Origin of the sequence: Psychrobacter sp. APC 3426, assembly GCF_030408035.1 — a bacterium.
In the GTDB taxonomy this organism is placed as follows: Bacteria; Pseudomonadota; Gammaproteobacteria; order Pseudomonadales; family Moraxellaceae; genus Psychrobacter.
In genome coordinates, this window is sequence record NZ_JASDCF010000029.1 from 1 (window position 1) to 16,569 (window position 16,569).

13 protein-coding genes and 1 tRNA gene are annotated in these 16,569 nt (G+C 43.1%); 5 read left to right on the top strand and 9 right to left on the bottom strand.

Features of this window, described 5'->3' with window-relative positions; all coding sequences use genetic code 11:
- Both QL919_RS12005 and QL919_RS12010 read left to right on the top strand, forming a co-directional pair.
- Positions 1–467, top strand: a 467-nt coding sequence (locus QL919_RS12005) for an RNA-guided endonuclease TnpB family protein (RefSeq protein WP_290189726.1), incomplete at its 5' end; no start/stop codon positions are given.
- 446 nt (positions 468–913) lie between these two features.
- Positions 914–2,062 (top strand): L,D-transpeptidase family protein, encoded by a 1,149-nt coding sequence (locus QL919_RS12010; protein WP_290189727.1) that lies wholly within the window; start codon positions 914–916, stop codon positions 2,060–2,062.
- 401 nt (positions 2,063–2,463) lie between these two features.
- On the opposite strand, the gene infA is transcribed toward QL919_RS12010, so the two are convergent.
- The 7 genes from infA to dinB form a co-directional block, all read right to left on the bottom strand.
- A complete protein-coding gene (gene infA / locus QL919_RS12015; RefSeq protein WP_227674517.1) occupies positions 2,464–2,685 on the bottom strand; it encodes a translation initiation factor IF-1 in 222 nt (73 codons plus the stop codon).
- A gap of 121 nt (positions 2,686–2,806) precedes the next feature.
- Positions 2,807–3,652, bottom strand: coding sequence for a tRNA pseudouridine(38-40) synthase TruA (truA, locus tag QL919_RS12020; protein ID WP_290189728.1), 846 nt, complete (start codon positions 3,650–3,652; stop codon positions 2,807–2,809).
- Positions 3,653–3,740: 88 nt separating this feature from the next.
- Positions 3,741–4,826 (bottom strand): asparaginase, encoded by a 1,086-nt coding sequence (locus QL919_RS12025; RefSeq protein WP_290189729.1) that lies wholly within the window; start codon positions 4,824–4,826, stop codon positions 3,741–3,743.
- A gap of 151 nt (positions 4,827–4,977) precedes the next feature.
- A complete protein-coding gene (locus tag QL919_RS12030) occupies positions 4,978–6,627 on the bottom strand; it encodes a FimV/HubP family polar landmark protein (RefSeq protein WP_290189730.1) in 1,650 nt (549 codons plus the stop codon).
- A gap of 51 nt (positions 6,628–6,678) precedes the next feature.
- Positions 6,679–8,568, bottom strand: a complete 1,890-nt coding sequence (locus QL919_RS12035) for a peptigoglycan-binding protein LysM (RefSeq protein WP_290189731.1) — start codon at positions 8,566–8,568, stop codon at positions 6,679–6,681.
- Between the two features lie 110 nt (positions 8,569–8,678).
- Positions 8,679–9,863, bottom strand: a complete 1,185-nt coding sequence (queA, locus tag QL919_RS12040; RefSeq protein WP_290189760.1) for a tRNA preQ1(34) S-adenosylmethionine ribosyltransferase-isomerase QueA — start codon at positions 9,861–9,863, stop codon at positions 8,679–8,681.
- Positions 9,864–10,301: 438 nt separating this feature from the next.
- Positions 10,302–11,390: a DNA polymerase IV gene (gene dinB, locus QL919_RS12045; protein WP_290189732.1), complete on the bottom strand. Its 1,089-nt coding sequence runs from the start codon at positions 11,388–11,390 to the stop codon at positions 10,302–10,304.
- Positions 11,391–11,847: 457 nt separating this feature from the next.
- On the opposite strand from dinB, the gene QL919_RS12050 reads away from it, so the two are divergent.
- A complete protein-coding gene (locus tag QL919_RS12050; protein WP_290189733.1) occupies positions 11,848–12,093 on the top strand; it encodes a hypothetical protein in 246 nt (81 codons plus the stop codon).
- 79 nt (positions 12,094–12,172) lie between these two features.
- Here the strand turns inward: QL919_RS12050 and QL919_RS12055 are convergent.
- Both QL919_RS12055 and QL919_RS12060 read right to left on the bottom strand, forming a co-directional pair.
- Positions 12,173–12,259 (bottom strand) — tRNA-Leu (locus tag QL919_RS12055).
- A gap of 177 nt (positions 12,260–12,436) precedes the next feature.
- Positions 12,437–13,210 carry a ferredoxin--NADP reductase gene (locus QL919_RS12060; protein WP_290189734.1) on the bottom strand — a complete coding sequence of 258 codons (774 nt, stop codon included), beginning with the start codon at positions 13,208–13,210 and terminating at the stop codon, positions 12,437–12,439.
- A gap of 500 nt (positions 13,211–13,710) precedes the next feature.
- Between QL919_RS12060 and tsaA the strand changes: the two genes are divergently transcribed.
- Together tsaA and QL919_RS12070 are read left to right on the top strand one after the other, a co-directional pair.
- The gene (gene tsaA, locus QL919_RS12065; protein ID WP_290189735.1) at positions 13,711–14,727 is read left to right on the top strand and encodes a tRNA (N6-threonylcarbamoyladenosine(37)-N6)-methyltransferase TrmO; all 1,017 of its coding nucleotides are present in this window, start codon (positions 13,711–13,713) and stop codon (positions 14,725–14,727) included.
- 44 nt (positions 14,728–14,771) lie between these two features.
- Entirely contained in the window at positions 14,772–16,559 is a 1,788-nt protein-coding gene (locus QL919_RS12070; protein WP_290189736.1) for a GspE/PulE family protein, read from the top strand.
- The last annotated feature ends 10 nt before the right edge of the window (positions 16,560–16,569 follow it).

The following is a 16,569-nucleotide window of genomic DNA, read 5'->3' on the forward strand; positions in this document are numbered from 1 at the left end:
CTGACAGCCGCAACTATCAAAAGCAAAAAGTTAAAGTCGCTAAGGTATATGAAAAAATAACCAATATCCGAAAAGACTTTCTACACAAACTCTCATTCACTCTCATCAAAAACCACGATGTGATTGCCATTGAGGACTTGAACGTCAAAGGCATGGTTAAGAATAAAAAGTTAGCTAAAGCCATATCAGACAGCTCATGGTCAGCGTTTACCACCATGCTGGCTTATAAAGCGGACTGGTACGGCAAAACGCTGGTGAAAATAGACCGATGGTATCCATCTTCTAAAACCTGCTCAGGGTGCGCTCATGTGCTGACTAAGGCTGAGCTACCATTACAGGTGAGGACATGGAATTGCCCAAGTTGCTTGCAGGACAATGATAGAGACATCAACGCCAGTATCAATATCCTAAACGAAGGATTGAAGTTGGCAACAATCAAAACCGTCGGTGCGACGGGGTTAGCTTAGTCCATTTGCCTAACCGCTGATACAAAACATCGTATCAAGTATGGGTATTACCTAAGAAACCGCCACCTCTTTAGGTGGTCGGTAGTTCATATAATTACAGTTCGTAGTACTTCCTGTATAGAAAATTTCGCTAAACTGAAAATTGGCATTAACAGAGAGACTGCACAATGCTCGTTTTTTTAACAGAAAGCCGTTATATGCTCACAGCGGGATATGGCACTATGGTTCACTTATAAACAAGCCCATAGCTTTTATCGTTCATGCGATTTTTAGCAGTGAGAATCAGGTCAATAATTTAGCAACAAGAATGTGCCTAAAATTGGGTTATTAGGGCGCGATTGAATGATCGAGCATAGATCGATCAGCACACGTTTTGTGAGTGATAAAGTTTTTAGATAAAAATACCAATTATAAGAATTTAACGATAACTATATTAGGAGCGTTACATGTTTCAATTAACGAAAATCAGCAAAGCAGTCGCTGCCATTGGTCTGTCTACGGCTGTTTTTATGAGCCAAAGCATTGCTGCAACTAATGATGGTGCAAATATTGCAAGCAACGCCACGACCAACGCTGTCAATAAAGATAACGCTAGCAATGCCAAAGATACTAGCCCAGTAACTAATGGTGTCAGCCAAAAAATTGCAGGTAATAGTAAAGCTGCCACATCCTTGAATAAGTTTTTACCGACTATTAAATATACCACCGACAATTTGCCAACAGTGGCACAAAAGATAAATACTGCCACTTGGCAAGAAGGTACTAACATCGACCGCAACATCGGCACTAAACTGCAAGCGCTACTAAACTGGCATCACAGTGGCGTCGGTGCCGTTGATGGCTATTGGGGCAAAAATACCCGTAAAGCAATGCAAGCCTTTCAAAAAGCAAATGGTCTGAGTGTTACTGATAACCTAAACAATGAAACATGGCAGGCGCTGACCAAAAATGAGAAGTTGATGGCGCAGCCAGTACTGGTCAGCTATCAACTGACTGATGCTGATATCGATGTAAAAACCATCAACATCCCCGCTGGCGCAGAAGCGAAAGCTGAACTGGATGGCATGTACTATGAGAGCCTAACCGAAGCACTGGCAGAAAAGTTCCACATCAGTGAAAAATATCTCAAAGCGCTAAATCCCAACGCCAGTTTTAGTGCTGGCGAGACAATCACGGTCTATAATCCTGGCAACCCTAATACCAAACCTGTCAGCCGCGTGGTTGCAGATAAAAGCACGCAAACGTTGTACGCTTATGATAGTAACAATAACTTGATTGCCAGTTATCCGACGACAGTGGGCAGTACAGCAACACCATCCCCAACAGGCACGCATACCGTAGAGGTAAAGGTACATGAGCCCAACTATACCTACAGCGGCAGTGATGGTAGTAAGTCTATTATCCCACCAGGTCCTAATAATCCAGTTGGTTCTGTATGGATAGGTCTAAGCAAGCCGTCTTATGGCATTCATGGTTCACCTGATCCTGAACGTATCAGTCGTCAGGCATCAGCAGGTTGCGTGCGTCTCACTAACTGGGATGCACTGGCACTGTTAGGTGTTATCGAAAATGGTGCCACCGTCGAGTTCAAATAGATTGTTGGGTTAAATGGCTAATTGACATATTGTCACTTGAGGTATTGTTAGTTGAAATAGAAGGCTTAGTTTTACCAAAGTGGTTATAAAAGAAAGCTAAAAAGCTAGAAGTTACAATTGCAAAAAACAAAACCTGAAAGCCAAACAAAAAAACACCGCTAATATTAGCGGTGTTTTTTCTGGTAGCTGTTTTATAGGATAAATACGTCTAAAAACAACCACTGTATAGGAGTGATAAACTAACGTGGAATAAGCAGTTCACGATATGCAACTGAAACATTGATAGGCAATAATGAGCAGGTTAGCATTTTCATTATTATTATCAGTTAAACCACCCAAGCATTCATATAAATGCTTTTATAACCATCTCAGCGAATAACGGCTTATTAATAAGTCATCGCTTAGGTTTTACCACGGTAAGTGATGCGACCTTTTGACAGGTCATAAGGCGTCATCTCAACCTTAACTTTATCACCCGTTAGGATACGGATGTAATGCTTACGCATCTTACCAGAGATGTGCGCAATGATTTCATGTCCGTTTTCTAAACGAACTTTGAACAAAGTATTAGGAAGGGTATCAATGACTTCGCCTTCAAATTCAATAATATCGTCTTTTGCCATAATTTATATCAATCAATTAAAAATAAGCCCATATTATACGTAACTTAGGGGATTAAAGCAATACAGAACCCCGTTTTTGCTTGACAGTCTGTAACTGATATGTATGCCAGAATATATTGACTTAATCAGGCAGATTTAGCCAAATAGGGGTTAACGGCGCCTTTGGCAGTAATTGTTGAAAGTGCTGAGGATAGTAGGCATTGATGAAGTATAGGCCATCGCCAGAAGCCGTTGGCGGTGCAATGGTACGGTCTTTTTTGGCTAAGATATTCAAAAAATCACTTGGCTGTAACTCATGCCGACCAATGGCATATAAAGTGCCCATCAAATTGCGCACCATATGATGCAAAAAGCCATCCGCTTGAATATCAAAAACAATAAACTGACCATGAGCAAAAAGCCTAGCATGACTGACTGAGCGTATAGGTTGGTTGGACTGACAGGCTGCGGCACGGTAGCTACTAAAATCATGGGTACCAACAATGTCAGCCGCCGCCAGTTGCATCTCGGCTAAGTCAAGCGGCTCATAGATGTGAGTCACTTGGTGATTTAAGATAGCAGGGCGCTGTGCTTGGTTGAGCGTGATATACCGATAACGACGGGCAATAGCACCAAAACGTGCGTGGAAATCAGCTGGCATCGGTTGAATCCAGCGTAGGGCAATATCATCAGGCAAGAGACTATTGACACCGCGCAGCCAATTATGAGTAGGGCGATAGGCGTGGGTGGTGAAATGAGCAATCATATTGCTGGCATGGACGCTGGCATCCGTACGCCCAGCTGCGACAACCTCAACCGTCTCATTAGCAACCTTACCAATAGCGGTCTCTAAGGCTTCTTGTACACCCAGTACTTCTCGCTGTCGCTGCCAGCCATGATAATGCGTACCCAAAAACTCAATCGCAATGGCTAAGGTGTAGGTTGGGGGAGTTCCAACTTCAATATTATTGATCTCGGACTTGGACATGTTAATCTCAGACATGGGTGGTATTCGGCATTCTCGTATTGGGTATTTTACTATTGGCGCTGATAGCGTAGATATATTGAAGAATAGTCTAACGTTTTTTGATGGTCGTACCAGCCTGACTGACATTATTGAGCCAACGCTGACGGCGTCTTGCTGGACTGTCATAACGAAGCAGTAACCATAACAGCCGTGCGTAGATAGCTGGAATCGTCAAACGTCCGCCACTGATTACGTGATGGTCGTATTGCCAACTACCCGCAGCATAGCTATCGCTGACACCACCAAATGGAGACTGGCTAGCACAGACCACTATATGACCTTTTTGATAGGCAAGCTCTAATGACTCTGCTAGCGTTTCTGAATAAGGGACATTCCCTGCGCCAAATCCCAACAATATAATGCCGCACGGTGGTTGCGATAATAATGCCAGTAGCTGGTTGCTCATCACCTCAGTGTCATTTGGTAAGCAGTATAGTGCATGAATACGTGCCTGTTCAGCAAGAACAGTAATATTGCCAACCACTTCTTGTTGGTCATCTAGCCAATGTTGACGACGAATATCTGGTAGGTCTCTTACATAACTATTGGCAGGATAAGCCGCTCGCGAATGACCTGTAAAGGCCATAAGGTCATGACTGTGAATTTTTTGCACCGTTTGCGCAGGCCAAGATTCACCGCCAAAACCAATTTTTACGCCTGATTCACCAGCTGCCGCCAGTTTTAATGAATCGGTGAGGTTATCCCATGCGTCGCTGTGTGCGTCAATGTTATAGGCGTGCAGCATTTCACTGTCTAACAAGGGACGCATACTGCCGGTGACGACCACACAGATATCACTCCCAGCAAATGCTTCTGCTAAAAATGCACCCAAATAACTTAACGTGTCAGTACCAGTGATGAGCACAAAACGCCTGTTGCCTTGTGCGTAAGCTGCGAGCAAGAGCTGATAAAAATGTACAAAGTCTAGAGGAGTAAGCTGGCTGCTGTCTTTAATCAATGTGTTATCATGCCACGCTATCTTGGGCAAATGATCAGCATTGTCTTGCTCAGTGAGTAGCTGCTGTAAGGTCGGTAAAAAAACGTCTGCCGATAATGGTGCCAATGGTCGCCCGTAGCTACCAAAAGTACCTCCAGCGTAAATGAGTGTTATAGGGTCGTTTGATGTATTTTTCATAGCGGAGGCAGGCATAATATCAGCACAATAAAAGAGTAATAAGAAAGGAGAGGATAATTAATGATAGATAGTATAAAGGGTAAATGCAAAAAAAATCAGCAAGTATTCAGAGGATTATAGAATACTTGCTGATTAGAAAAGGAGATGCCTTTTATGCAGTGCGATCTAGCAGGATTTGTGCTTGGCTTTGTTGTTCGCTAGTACCCTGAGTCATCACCTCATTTAATAAGCGTTTGGCGCTGTCATATTCGCCCAATTGCAAATATTGACCTGCCAAATCCAGTGTGACCTGATTGCTATCTAACGATTTTACAAAGTCAAAGTCTGCTGCAAAACGCGATGAAAAGTCTTCTGCTGATTCAGTACTTTCGTCAGTGATATCCTTAGTCTCAGTGTCCACTGGCGCAGCGGTGTTAACTGGTTCAGAAGCATCAGATAAAGAGTCAAAATCAAAATCATCGTCGATAAGAGTGTTATCATCGAACAGTAACGGGCTGGCAGGTGCTGTACTAGATGCGACTGTTGGCGCCTCCTCGATAGTGCTATCAGCAATGGATTGTTCTTCAAAGTCGATATCTTCAAGGACAAAGTTATCAATATCGTTATTCGTGTCAGAAGCAGTTTCTTCAACAGCAAGCTCTTCGAGAGCAGGTTCTTCACTTTCCAATACCATCTCTAGATCATTTGCTTCATCTAGGCTGTCTGCTTTAACTAGGTTGTCTGATTCTTCAAGGCTATCTAAAGATAAAGTAAAGTCATCATCGTTGTTATCAACATCGACTGCCTGTTCGGTATAGATACTCTCGCTAGTAGTGCTGGCTACATCTGCATCTACATCAGTTGCTAAGTCGTCAAAATCTAAAACAAAACCTTCGTCTTCTAATGTTATCTCTGCATTAGCATTGTGAGCGGTATCTGCAGCGACAGGAGATTCGACTGGATTGGTGTCTTCTGTCGTTGCATCAAAGTCAAAATCGAAATCGCTTAAATCGGTATCTTCAACGGTTGCTGGATTGTCATTGGTCGTTATAGATAGACTTTCATCATCAGCGATATCCAGTGTCGTGACGGGTGTCGCACTAGATAAGGTAATATCATCAGACTCATTTAGATCATCTTCTAAATCGCTTAGCGTCAAGTCAAAGTCGTTATTACTGTTGTCCGCAGTGGTATCCGCTTGCGCATAATCATCTGAGAAGGTTGCGTTTTCGGTAGGTGTACTCAAAGGGGCATGGTTGCTAATAACATCACTGTCAGACAAATTATTTGTGCCGTTGGCTTTATTAACAGGTAAGTCGAAATCTATGCTTTCAAAGTTGGTTTTTTCATGTATAGATGCTTCTGGCTCAACTAACTGGTTTTGTTCCTCAAAAAACAATGTCTTTAACTCATCAGCCAATGCGATGCTTTTTGGGTCGTTTTGAGTTTTGATAGAATCATAAACCTTATTGAAGTTCTCTGACTCATTGATGGTCGCGTATATGCTTAGCAACTTAAGGGATAACGGACCATCATTAGGTTTTTCACGTAGACCACGGTTAATTGTTTCAATCGCTTTGTCATATCGTTGTTGGTCCATAAAACGCTGAGCGATGGTAATAGGGTCAAACTTAGTTTCGCCCGTCACGCTGTCTTGGAGGGAGCCACCAGTTCTTGGCATTGGTGTTGGCGTCGTTGCATTTCTACCTGACTTCACATAAGGTTGAGCCGAAGGTTTCTGCGCTTTATTCTTACGCATAACCAAAACGGCGATTAGTAATACAATCACCAAGCCGGCGACGATGTATAGCATATTATTCATTGTAACTCCCACGCCTACGATCACAGCACACTGCACTGATCTGTCAGGCAATTATTGATTGCGTAGTTTTTTGAGACGAGCTTGCAGCTCTGCCAATTTTTGATTTTGTAATTGAAGCTTTCTAGTATAGCTGTCGAGTGCACTGCTTGTCTTGGATAGGCGCTTAGCTTGTGACGCTGTTCCTTGTCTTGATGCCTTTAAGGTGGCTAGTATATCTGTGCTGAGACCATTACCTGTTTTTGCTGCTGATTTCGCCTGAGTGCCATCTGCACTGCCATCACTGCCAGGTGCCAGTACTGAAAACTGTGCTTTTGGTAGCGTTTGAGTTTTTGTGATGACTGGCTTTTCGATGCGTTGAGCTGCTTTTGCTACCTCGGATTTCTGCTTAGGTGTTTTAGACTCTGCCTTTCTGGGTGCAGTCTTTTCTATGATAGGGGTATTCGCTCTGCGGCTTCTTTGTTTTTGTGCGCTGATAGCTGTCTCTAGGTTTTTCTGTGAAGGTAGGACGTCATAATTAGGCAAGTTAAGCTTGGCATCAGCTTTTAAGTGATTGGCATCTTTATTAATAAAAGCGTCAGGGTTCTGAGCTTGAATCTGCTTCATCACCGTCGGAACGTCTAAATTGTTTTCTTGTGCGATTTGCTGCGCAATAACCCATAAACTATCGTTACGTTGTACCTGATATTGAGACACCGTTGTGCGACTCGTGTTGGTGCTTGTTGTAGGAGAGGTAGCAGGTGCAACTGTATTCGCTGGTATGTTACTGCCTACCGCTTGCGTGACGATACTGCTATCGTTAGTGTTCTTTGTATCGCCTGCTATGTCGCTATCTGTTGTTTGTTGCGTTTTTTGTACAATGGGAGCAGCAGCAACCAAACCATTTGCGTCAGTATTTTTCTTATTACTTGGCTGTATTTGACGAGTGACTTGGATATTTAAGATATCAAGCTGTTGGTCGGTGATTGCTGCAGGCGCCTTACTGCTATCCGCTACAAGTGTTTTATTATAGGCAGCAGATTTATCACTGGCAGTATTCGCTTCAACAAGGTCAGCCGCGCTCAAAGTGTTGTCAGTTGTAGTGTCAAGTGAAGTGCTATTGCTACTTGCACCTAAGCGACCAGTGTCTAAGCGGCTTGCTGTACTAAGGGTGCTTTTATTGTTTGAGCCATCGTTAGCATTTTCGATAGTGTTTTTTATATCAAAGCTATTGCCCAAACGCCCATTATCTAGGCGACTAGGGGTATACACCAGATTGTTATTTGAGGATACAGGGGCAGGAGCGACCGTTACTGGCAAGTTTGCGGACGTACTAGGCGCCTGAATCTTTGCTTGCATGCTAGGCGCTGGCTGTTTAACTGCTAATAAAGTACTCGTTGGCTCAGAGCCTGAGTGTTTTGGTGCTGATATCAGTGGTGGCGGTGCCCCTTTTCTGACAGTTAGCGGTTTGGCATTACTGGTGGACACAGTTGGTAAGTTGGGCTTTTTGGCGCCAGTGACGATGTTTTTGGTCGTATCAATAGGCTGACTGGCATCGAGTGGCATCAATAATGTTTTAGGGACTACATTTTGTTGACCATTATCATTGATGTTTAAAACCAAGTCTGCAAAAGGCTTGGAAACAGGCTTTGAGGTGGTGATATATACCTGACCGCTGGTCGCTGATGTCGGCTTAAAACGCACGGTCATCGAGTCAGTTGGTGTCAATCCCATTTGCTGATAGATAATCGGGTTTGCCAAACTGGCTGAAAAATCAGCGGCTCTAATATCAGTCACAGCAATACTGGCAGCTAATGGCTCATGCTGGGCAGATGTCACCACCGTCTTGCCAATCGTGACAGCTTGTGCAGAAGAGACTAGGGCTGCGTAGCTGATAGAACAAAGCAATGCCACCGATACCGCGCGATGTACGTGGCTCAAACGATGAGATAAATGACAAGACATATGCAGCCCTTAGAATATAAGTTATCTTTGCTGTTATAACAAAATCTGCTTTAGTTTACCAGTTTATTTCACAACTGTTATGACCAATGCATAGAATGTTTGTCTAATGTTTAATTGGCTTGCTTATCCAGCAACATTGCATCGCCGTAGCTGAAGAAACGATACTGCTCATTGATGGCATGGTGGTAAGCACTCTCTATACACGCTTTCCCAGAAAAAGCCGACACTAGCATTAATAGTGTTGATTTAGGCAAATGAAAATTGGTCAATAATTTATCGATGACACCAAATTTAAATCCTGGGTAGATGAATATATCAGTATCGCCTGACCAGCTTGATAAAGTTTGCCCATTAACGGCTGTCTTTTGATAAGCGGTTTCTAGGACGCGGGTAACGGTTGTGCCAATAGCGATGACCTGCTTACCATTTGCATGAGTCTCATTAATAAGGTCTGCCGTTGTTTGCGGTAAATGCGCATATTCGCTGTGCATGGTGTGATTTAGCAAGTTGTCGGTCTTGACAGGGGCAAAGGTACCAGCGCCCACATGCAAAGTCACAAAAGCTGTATTAATGCCTTTTTCTGCAAGCTTATTAAGCACTGAATCATCGAAGTGTAAGCTTGCGGTAGGTGCTGCCACACTAGCGAGTTTGCTTGGGTCATGAAAGACAGTTTGATAACGGGTGTTGTCGGTCTCATCTGCATGACGTTCAAAATAGGGCGGAATGGGCAGTTCACCATACAGCTCTAAATGAGGGAGAATGGGTGCATCAAAGGATAAGATAAACAGGTTATCTTGACGACCAATCATCACAGCATTCATATGACCATCAGCGAGCGACAAACGTTGCCCCAACTTAAGCGCTTTGCTCGCCTTAACATGACAGAGGGCAATATGCTCTTGGTTCACTGTTTGATTATCTGTCGTTTGTAACTGTAGAGCCTCTACATCCAAGTCTGCGATACCCACCAAACGCTCAATCAGGACTTCAATCTTACCGCCCGTATCTTTTTGCCCAAACAGGCGCGCTTTCATAACCTTGGTGTCATTAAAGACAATCAAATCTCCTGCATTTAGTAAGTCTGGCAATTCAGAGAACAAGCGGTCTTCTATCAGAGGGCTATTACTTTGAGTATTACTCTGATTATGACTTTGCTCATTAGCTGGTAAATAAAGTAGCTTTGATGCAGAGCGCTGCGCCAATGGATAGCGTGCTATTAGGCTGTCAGGTAAATCGTAGTCATAATCATCAACACTCAGATAGTCTGCGCTATTTTTTTTATTAATGTCAATCATAGAACTATCTATAGGATTTGCAGCTTGAGAGTGGGTCATAATCAGTCTTTAAATAGGGATGGGTTTTGAGGTAATTGTAGCAGAAATGACACGATGAGCGCATGGCTTAATAGATGACCGTAGTGCATAAAGTTTAATAATGTTAGGTAAAAAGTGATACTAGAAATAGCCTAAGCATTATTTTGCGAATGCCATTATATATAGTAAGTGAAAAGTAATATCGATACATCACGTGCTGCTGATATCAATTTTTCTTGCTTGCTGTGCCTGCGCAGACAGAGGCTACAAAAAATTGATATCAGCAATACCGTAGCGTTTTTAGGATATTTTGACTATAGGCAAGTTTTCGAAAAAATATCATTCATGGCAGTGAGAGATGCTAAACACTCAACCATGGCACTAATAGAGAATGTTTGTGCATTTTCAAAACGTACTGCATTACCACTCAAACAAATTTAACTGAGGCAGTTGTTGAGTAGCAGGGGTTAATGAAGAGAATGTGACGCCGACTAGGCGAATAGGCAGAGTGCGAGGAATGTCCATAAATAGCCTGTCTAACCAGTAATGTGCAGATTCAGCACTATCAAAAGCAGTCGATAACGTATGCGAGCGAGTAATTTGGGTAAAGTCTGCATACTTCACTTTTAAGGTAATGGTATAGGCAATGAGCTGTTTTTTTTGCAATTGATTGAATGCATCCTCATTTTGCTCATAGATTTGTAGCTTTAGCATATTGTCATCACTTAGATTGTCCCTAAAAGTGGTCTCCGAGCCGACAGATTTATGGGTGCGCTCAGATTTGACGGCACGCTCATCACGACCATGTGCAATATCATGATAAAACTGTCCGCGCTTGCCAAATTCCTGTACCAATGTCGCAGCGGGCATGCGACGCAGGTCAGCGCCATTACTGACACCCATGGCATGCAGACGCTTAGCAGTTGCCTTACCAATGCCATGAAAACGCTCAATTGGTAGCGTGCTGATGAATGCATCGGCATCAGCAGGCGTGATAATCGCTGTGCCATTGGGTTTGTTAATATCAGAGGCAATCTTGGCCAGCATTTTATTAAATGAGACGCCAGCCGAAGCGGTGAGCCCGGTGTGTTCCAAAATCTGTGCCCGTAGCCAGTTAGCCATTAATGTCGCTGAGCCTTTATGATTTTTTAGACCAGTGACATCAAGATATGCTTCATCTAACGATAAAGGCTCAACATGGGGTGTTAAACGATACATAAGCTGGCGGATATCGCCGCTTACCGCGCGATACACCTCAAAACGTGGTCGTACGAATATCACTTCTGGACAACGTTTGCGTGCTTCATAGCAAGACATTGCTGAACGTACACCAAATTTTCGCACTTCATAACTTGCTGCGGCAACCACACCACGACCACTGGGATCACCGCCGACAACTAGGGGTTTGCCACGCAGCTCAGGGAAGTCACGCTGTTCAACACTGGCGTAAAAAGCATCCATATCTATATGAATGATTTTACGAGGAGAGGGATTAATAGAGGCTGTCATGATGTTTATTTTACCTCAGTTATTCAAGTCGTTTCAGTACCAGTTCTATGCTTATTATTTGAGGCTTAAATCATGATATTTAACGAACTTAATTCTCATTATCAGCCTAAAGTTTTTTACTATGACGTACATTTAAGCAATAAAAAACAAGTATTATTTATTTAAACTGTGTTATTTATTAAGGATAACTAATTTATATAGCCGTTTATCCTAAAAAAATTACCGTTAGTCATGAATGTTATTTTTTCATGTTACTGTTTTCATTCTAACGTCTTACACTAGAGTATTGACAGAAATAAACGACTGTTGAAGGGATAAGCAACGTCTTAAGAGCCTGTTTTTCAAACAAAAAAAGACGTTGTTTATAGCTCAAGCCATGCTTGGATGTAGAGCGTTGGTAAAATTCGCCATTTAAAAGAAGTTGTTGCAATGGTGTATGAAGACTAAGGAGCTAATGATGAATAACGGTTTAAAAGGGAGTGATTTAACACGAGCGATGCTAGCCCGAGGTGATAAAAAAGTCTGGTGTGCAGTTTGTGATGAAAGTGATGAGCATGCAATGATGGATCATTGTGGTAATGATTTTACCGCGTATATTGTGGCATATCGAAAGGGGTACTTTTACTGTAGTGCTGGCACGCCATGGGCGTATGCTGTACCAATAAAGATATCGGCAGTCATGCCCTATGAGATAGAGATGTAAGCAAAAAGAGCGACATTAAAGATATAATTAAGCGCACAAAAAAACCTCCAAATTAGGAGGCTTGATTGTTACTAAATAATGGTACCGGTGGTCGGACTTGAACCGACACGCTTTTAAAGGCAACGGATTTTGAATCCGTCATGTCTACCAATTCCATCACACCGGCGTGTTAGGTGATAAAGTTTGTTCAAGAGAAGTTGAACTTTATCGAATTGGGCTACAGGGTTAACTCTGTATAGGCTGCGTATTATAGCAGCCTATTCTTAGCCGTCAAGAATTATTTAATATAAATTTTCTGTTTTATGAGTAAATACTAAAATGTTGTGATTTACTCTAATGCCACCTATCCCACGAAAGCACGTTCAACCGCATAATCCGCTTGCACACCCATACGTGGTGACACAGTAAGACCAAAGCCGTCTAATATCTCTGAAACCTCTGCGTTAAATGGCATGCTACCACACAGCATCACACGATCGTCGTCTTTGTTCATCGGTGGTAACCCGATATCTTCAAACAGTTTACCTGATTTCATTAAGTCGGTGACGCGTCCCGTGTTTCTAAACTCTTCACGCGTGACCGTTGGATAGTAAATGAACTTTTCGCGGTACCATTCACCAAATATTTCATCATTTGGTAGCTCGTTTTCGAACATATCACGATACGCCAAATCATCTACATGACGGACCCCATGTACCAAAATAATTTTGTCAAAGCGCTCATACACTTCAGGGTCACGTGACAAGGCTAAGAACGGCGCAAGTCCAGTACCAGTCGATAGCATGTATAGATGTTTACCTGGCAGTAAATCGTCTAATACCAACGTACCTGTTGGTTTTTTACTAACCAATAGCTCGTCACCAACTTTGATATGCTGTAAGCGTGAGGTCAATGGGCCGTCTTGTACTTTGATAGAAAAGAATTCTAAATGCTCTTCGTAATTGGGACTAGCAATTGAGTAAGCACGTAACAGCGGTCTGCCATCGACAGCGAGACCAATCATCGCAAACTCACCATTACGGAAGCGTAAGCCATCGTCACGAGTGGTTTTGATGCTAAATAGAGAATCATTCCAATGATGAACCTCTGTGACCGTTTCGGTGCGAAGTTTTGACATAAAGTCCTCGTTAATAAGTTGTTTTTAGTACGTGTCTTGTTACGTTAATCGGTTTGAAACTATTTAAATAGGTATGGAATAAAAGTTTTCAATGATATAAACGATGAGTTTGGTTTTATCAAACCATAAAGTTGTTATAGTTATAGAGCATGCTTAAATTCTGCCGCTTGATTCAAAACTTCGTAAATAATGCCTACCTACTCACAGAATTAAGGGATGATATTCTAACACTGTATGCCATATTATAAATGAGCAGTGATGCCTGCAGCGTCTAAATGGAGTATGAAAAGGCACGAAATCTAAAGGCTCTCATCAAATTTCTCGCTCATAATACCAAACTTTAAAATAAAAATCAGTCTGGCAGCGATTATGTGGCATGATAAAATAGAATATCGTTAGTAAATAATTTCGTATCTTAACGTATGCCTTTTTATCAAAGCTGATTTATCGCTCTCTCAATGATATTTTAAGCTGTTCTATAGTCCTCTTGGAGAAGTTGTATGTCGGGTGTCAATGTGTCAGAAGACGATTCTATAAAGGACTGTGCGTCAGGAGACTATCACCATGCGCCAATTATTGGCTATCATCGCGCGCCGCTGTCACAGAAATTTGGAGCGCCAAGACAACCAAACCTGGTGGCACTGACTAGCGTGATTGAAATGCTAGCGCCTTACGATACACCAGCGGCATTTGTAGGATTAGAAGCGTTTAGTCATATTTGGCTTAGCTGGCAGTTTCATCATAACTATATAAATAAAAACGGCCATGCAAATAAAGCCAGTCATGCAAGTAAAAACGGCCATATCAATAAAGTGGATAGCAGTTTTCGCGCGCAAGTACGACCACCACGGCTAGGCGGTAATGAGAAGATAGGGGTGTTTGCCAGTCGCAGTATGTATCGACCTTCAGGTTTAGGGCTGTCTGTGGTTAAACTTGAACGGGTCGAGGTAGTAGAAGGTCGCGTATTACTTATCATTAGCGGTGCTGATATGATTGATGGTACGCCAATTATCGATATCAAACCCTATGTGGCTTATAGCGATGCTGTTGATGATGCAGAGAGTGGCTTTGCGCCAACTGCACCAACACTGTTGGATGTGACAATGACTGAATCTGCTCATGAGCAGTTTATGACTTTGATTAATGTAGAGCAGGTTAATATAAAGCAATCTGATAACGCTAATAATAAAAATAATGACACAAATAGTGGTACGGAAAATGCTGCATTACTTTTTATAGATTCAATGAATTCAATGAATTCAGTGAGTTCAACAAATTCAATAAATCCGCTAAACTCAAGAGATGGCCTAGTCCACAAGGTGCAAAAGCAATTGCTGGAATCTGATATCGACTCTATAAAAGCCTTAATCGCGCAAGATCCACGTCCAGCCTATCGCCGTACGGAGATAAGTACACTTTTTGTCATGCGCTATAAGTCTGTGGATGTGAGTTTTCAGTTGATAGAATCAGGGCAGCTACAAATAATGGCAGTTGTAGAAGTGAATGAGACCTTGTAGGGTGCTTTTTAAGCACCACTTACCGATAATAAAAGAAGAAAAATATGTCCGCTCAGCAGTATTCGATAGTAATTGATTTACGTTGGTGTCTTGATGAATTATTGGCAGATAGGGTGATTGACCAGCGTGGCTATAATTTGGTGATTACCAGTCGCCGTGATAAGGCGCAGCATCCGCTACTGACGATTAGTGAATTTGGTTTGCCAAATGGTCATGCGCTTGATAATAAGCCTGAGAATAAATTAACGCTTGCATGGCTCAATCAATGGCTGGCAGCCAAAGCAGATATGCCAATCGTGCGTATTGATCCGTTAAAGGTTGATGTGCCGGCAGTGACGCAGCTGATGTCTTTTGAGTATGCGCGCTCGCAGCATATTTTGCCGATTGAGGTCACGTTAGATGAGGTGGTCATCGGTACCGATCAGCCGTTTTATACGGATTGGCACTCAAATATCGAAAAAATCATCAAATCTAAAAGCTATCGTACGGTTTATATTAATCCTGAGCAGATTAATCGCTATCGGCAAGAGTTCTATCAAGTCACGCAAGCGATTGCCGGGGCAAATAGTATCCATAAGCGTGCGGCAGCTGATGTGACCAATGTCGAAGCCTTATTACAACTGGGCGACAATACCAATCCAGATGCCAACGATCAACATATCGTCAAAGTCGTCGATTGGTTACTGCAGTATGCCTTTGAGCAGCGCGCGAGTGATATTCATTTAGAGCCACGCCGTGAGACGGGCAAAGTACGCTTTCGAATTGATGGCGTGCTGCATACTGTTTATGAGATGCCACTGGCAATTATAGTAGCGGTGACCGCACGTATTAAAATTTTAGGACGTCTTAACGTCGCAGAAAAGCGCAAACCGCAAGATGGTCGCTTAAAAACACGTACCCATAATGGGATGGAAACCGAGCTACGTCTTTCTACCATGCCGACTGCTTTTGGCGAAAAGCTGGTCATGCGCGTATTTGACCCAGAAGTACTGGTGCGCTCGTTTGCTCAGCTTGGTTTGTCGGGTAAGCAGCTTGAGACTTGGCATGAGCTGACAGCACATCCAAACGGCATTATTTTGGTCACCGGTCCGACGGGCTCTGGTAAAACCACCACCTTATACAGTACGCTCAAGCAGCTAGCGACGGAGCAGGTCAACGTCTGTACTATCGAAGATCCTATCGAGATGATTGAGCCAGCTTTTAACCAAATGCAGGTCAATGCAGGGGTGGATTTGCACTTCGCTGATGGTATTCGCTCTTTGATGCGTCAAGACCCAGACATCATTATGGTTGGTGAGATTCGTGATGCTGAAACCGCCAATATGGCTGTGCAGGCATCCCTGACCGGACACTTGGTACTCTCGACGTTGCATACCAATGATGCACCCAGTTCAATCACTCGCTTACATGATTTAGGAATTCAGCCGTTTTTGACTTCGGCAACTATATTGGGCGTGATGGCACAGCGCTTGTTACGTACATTATGCCCACATTGCAAGCAAGCAGTTGATGTCACGTCAGATAGCGAGATAGCTATCCAGTGGCAGGAGTTGGTACAGCCTTGGCGCGCTGCGGTGCCAGCACAAATTTATACGGCGCAGGGCTGTGAGCACTGTCGCCATACAGGTTATCAAGGCCGTGTCGGTCTGTACGAGATCATGCCATTGTCGAATGAGCTCAAAAAGCTGGTCGCCGCTGATGCCAATTTGGATACGCTAAAACAACAAGCGTACCGCGAAGGCGTGCAACCACTGCGCCTATCTGGGGCAAAGCGTATCAGTGAAGGGGTAACGACTATAGAAGAGGTGATGCGCGTGGTGCCACTTAATTAGCTACCTTGGT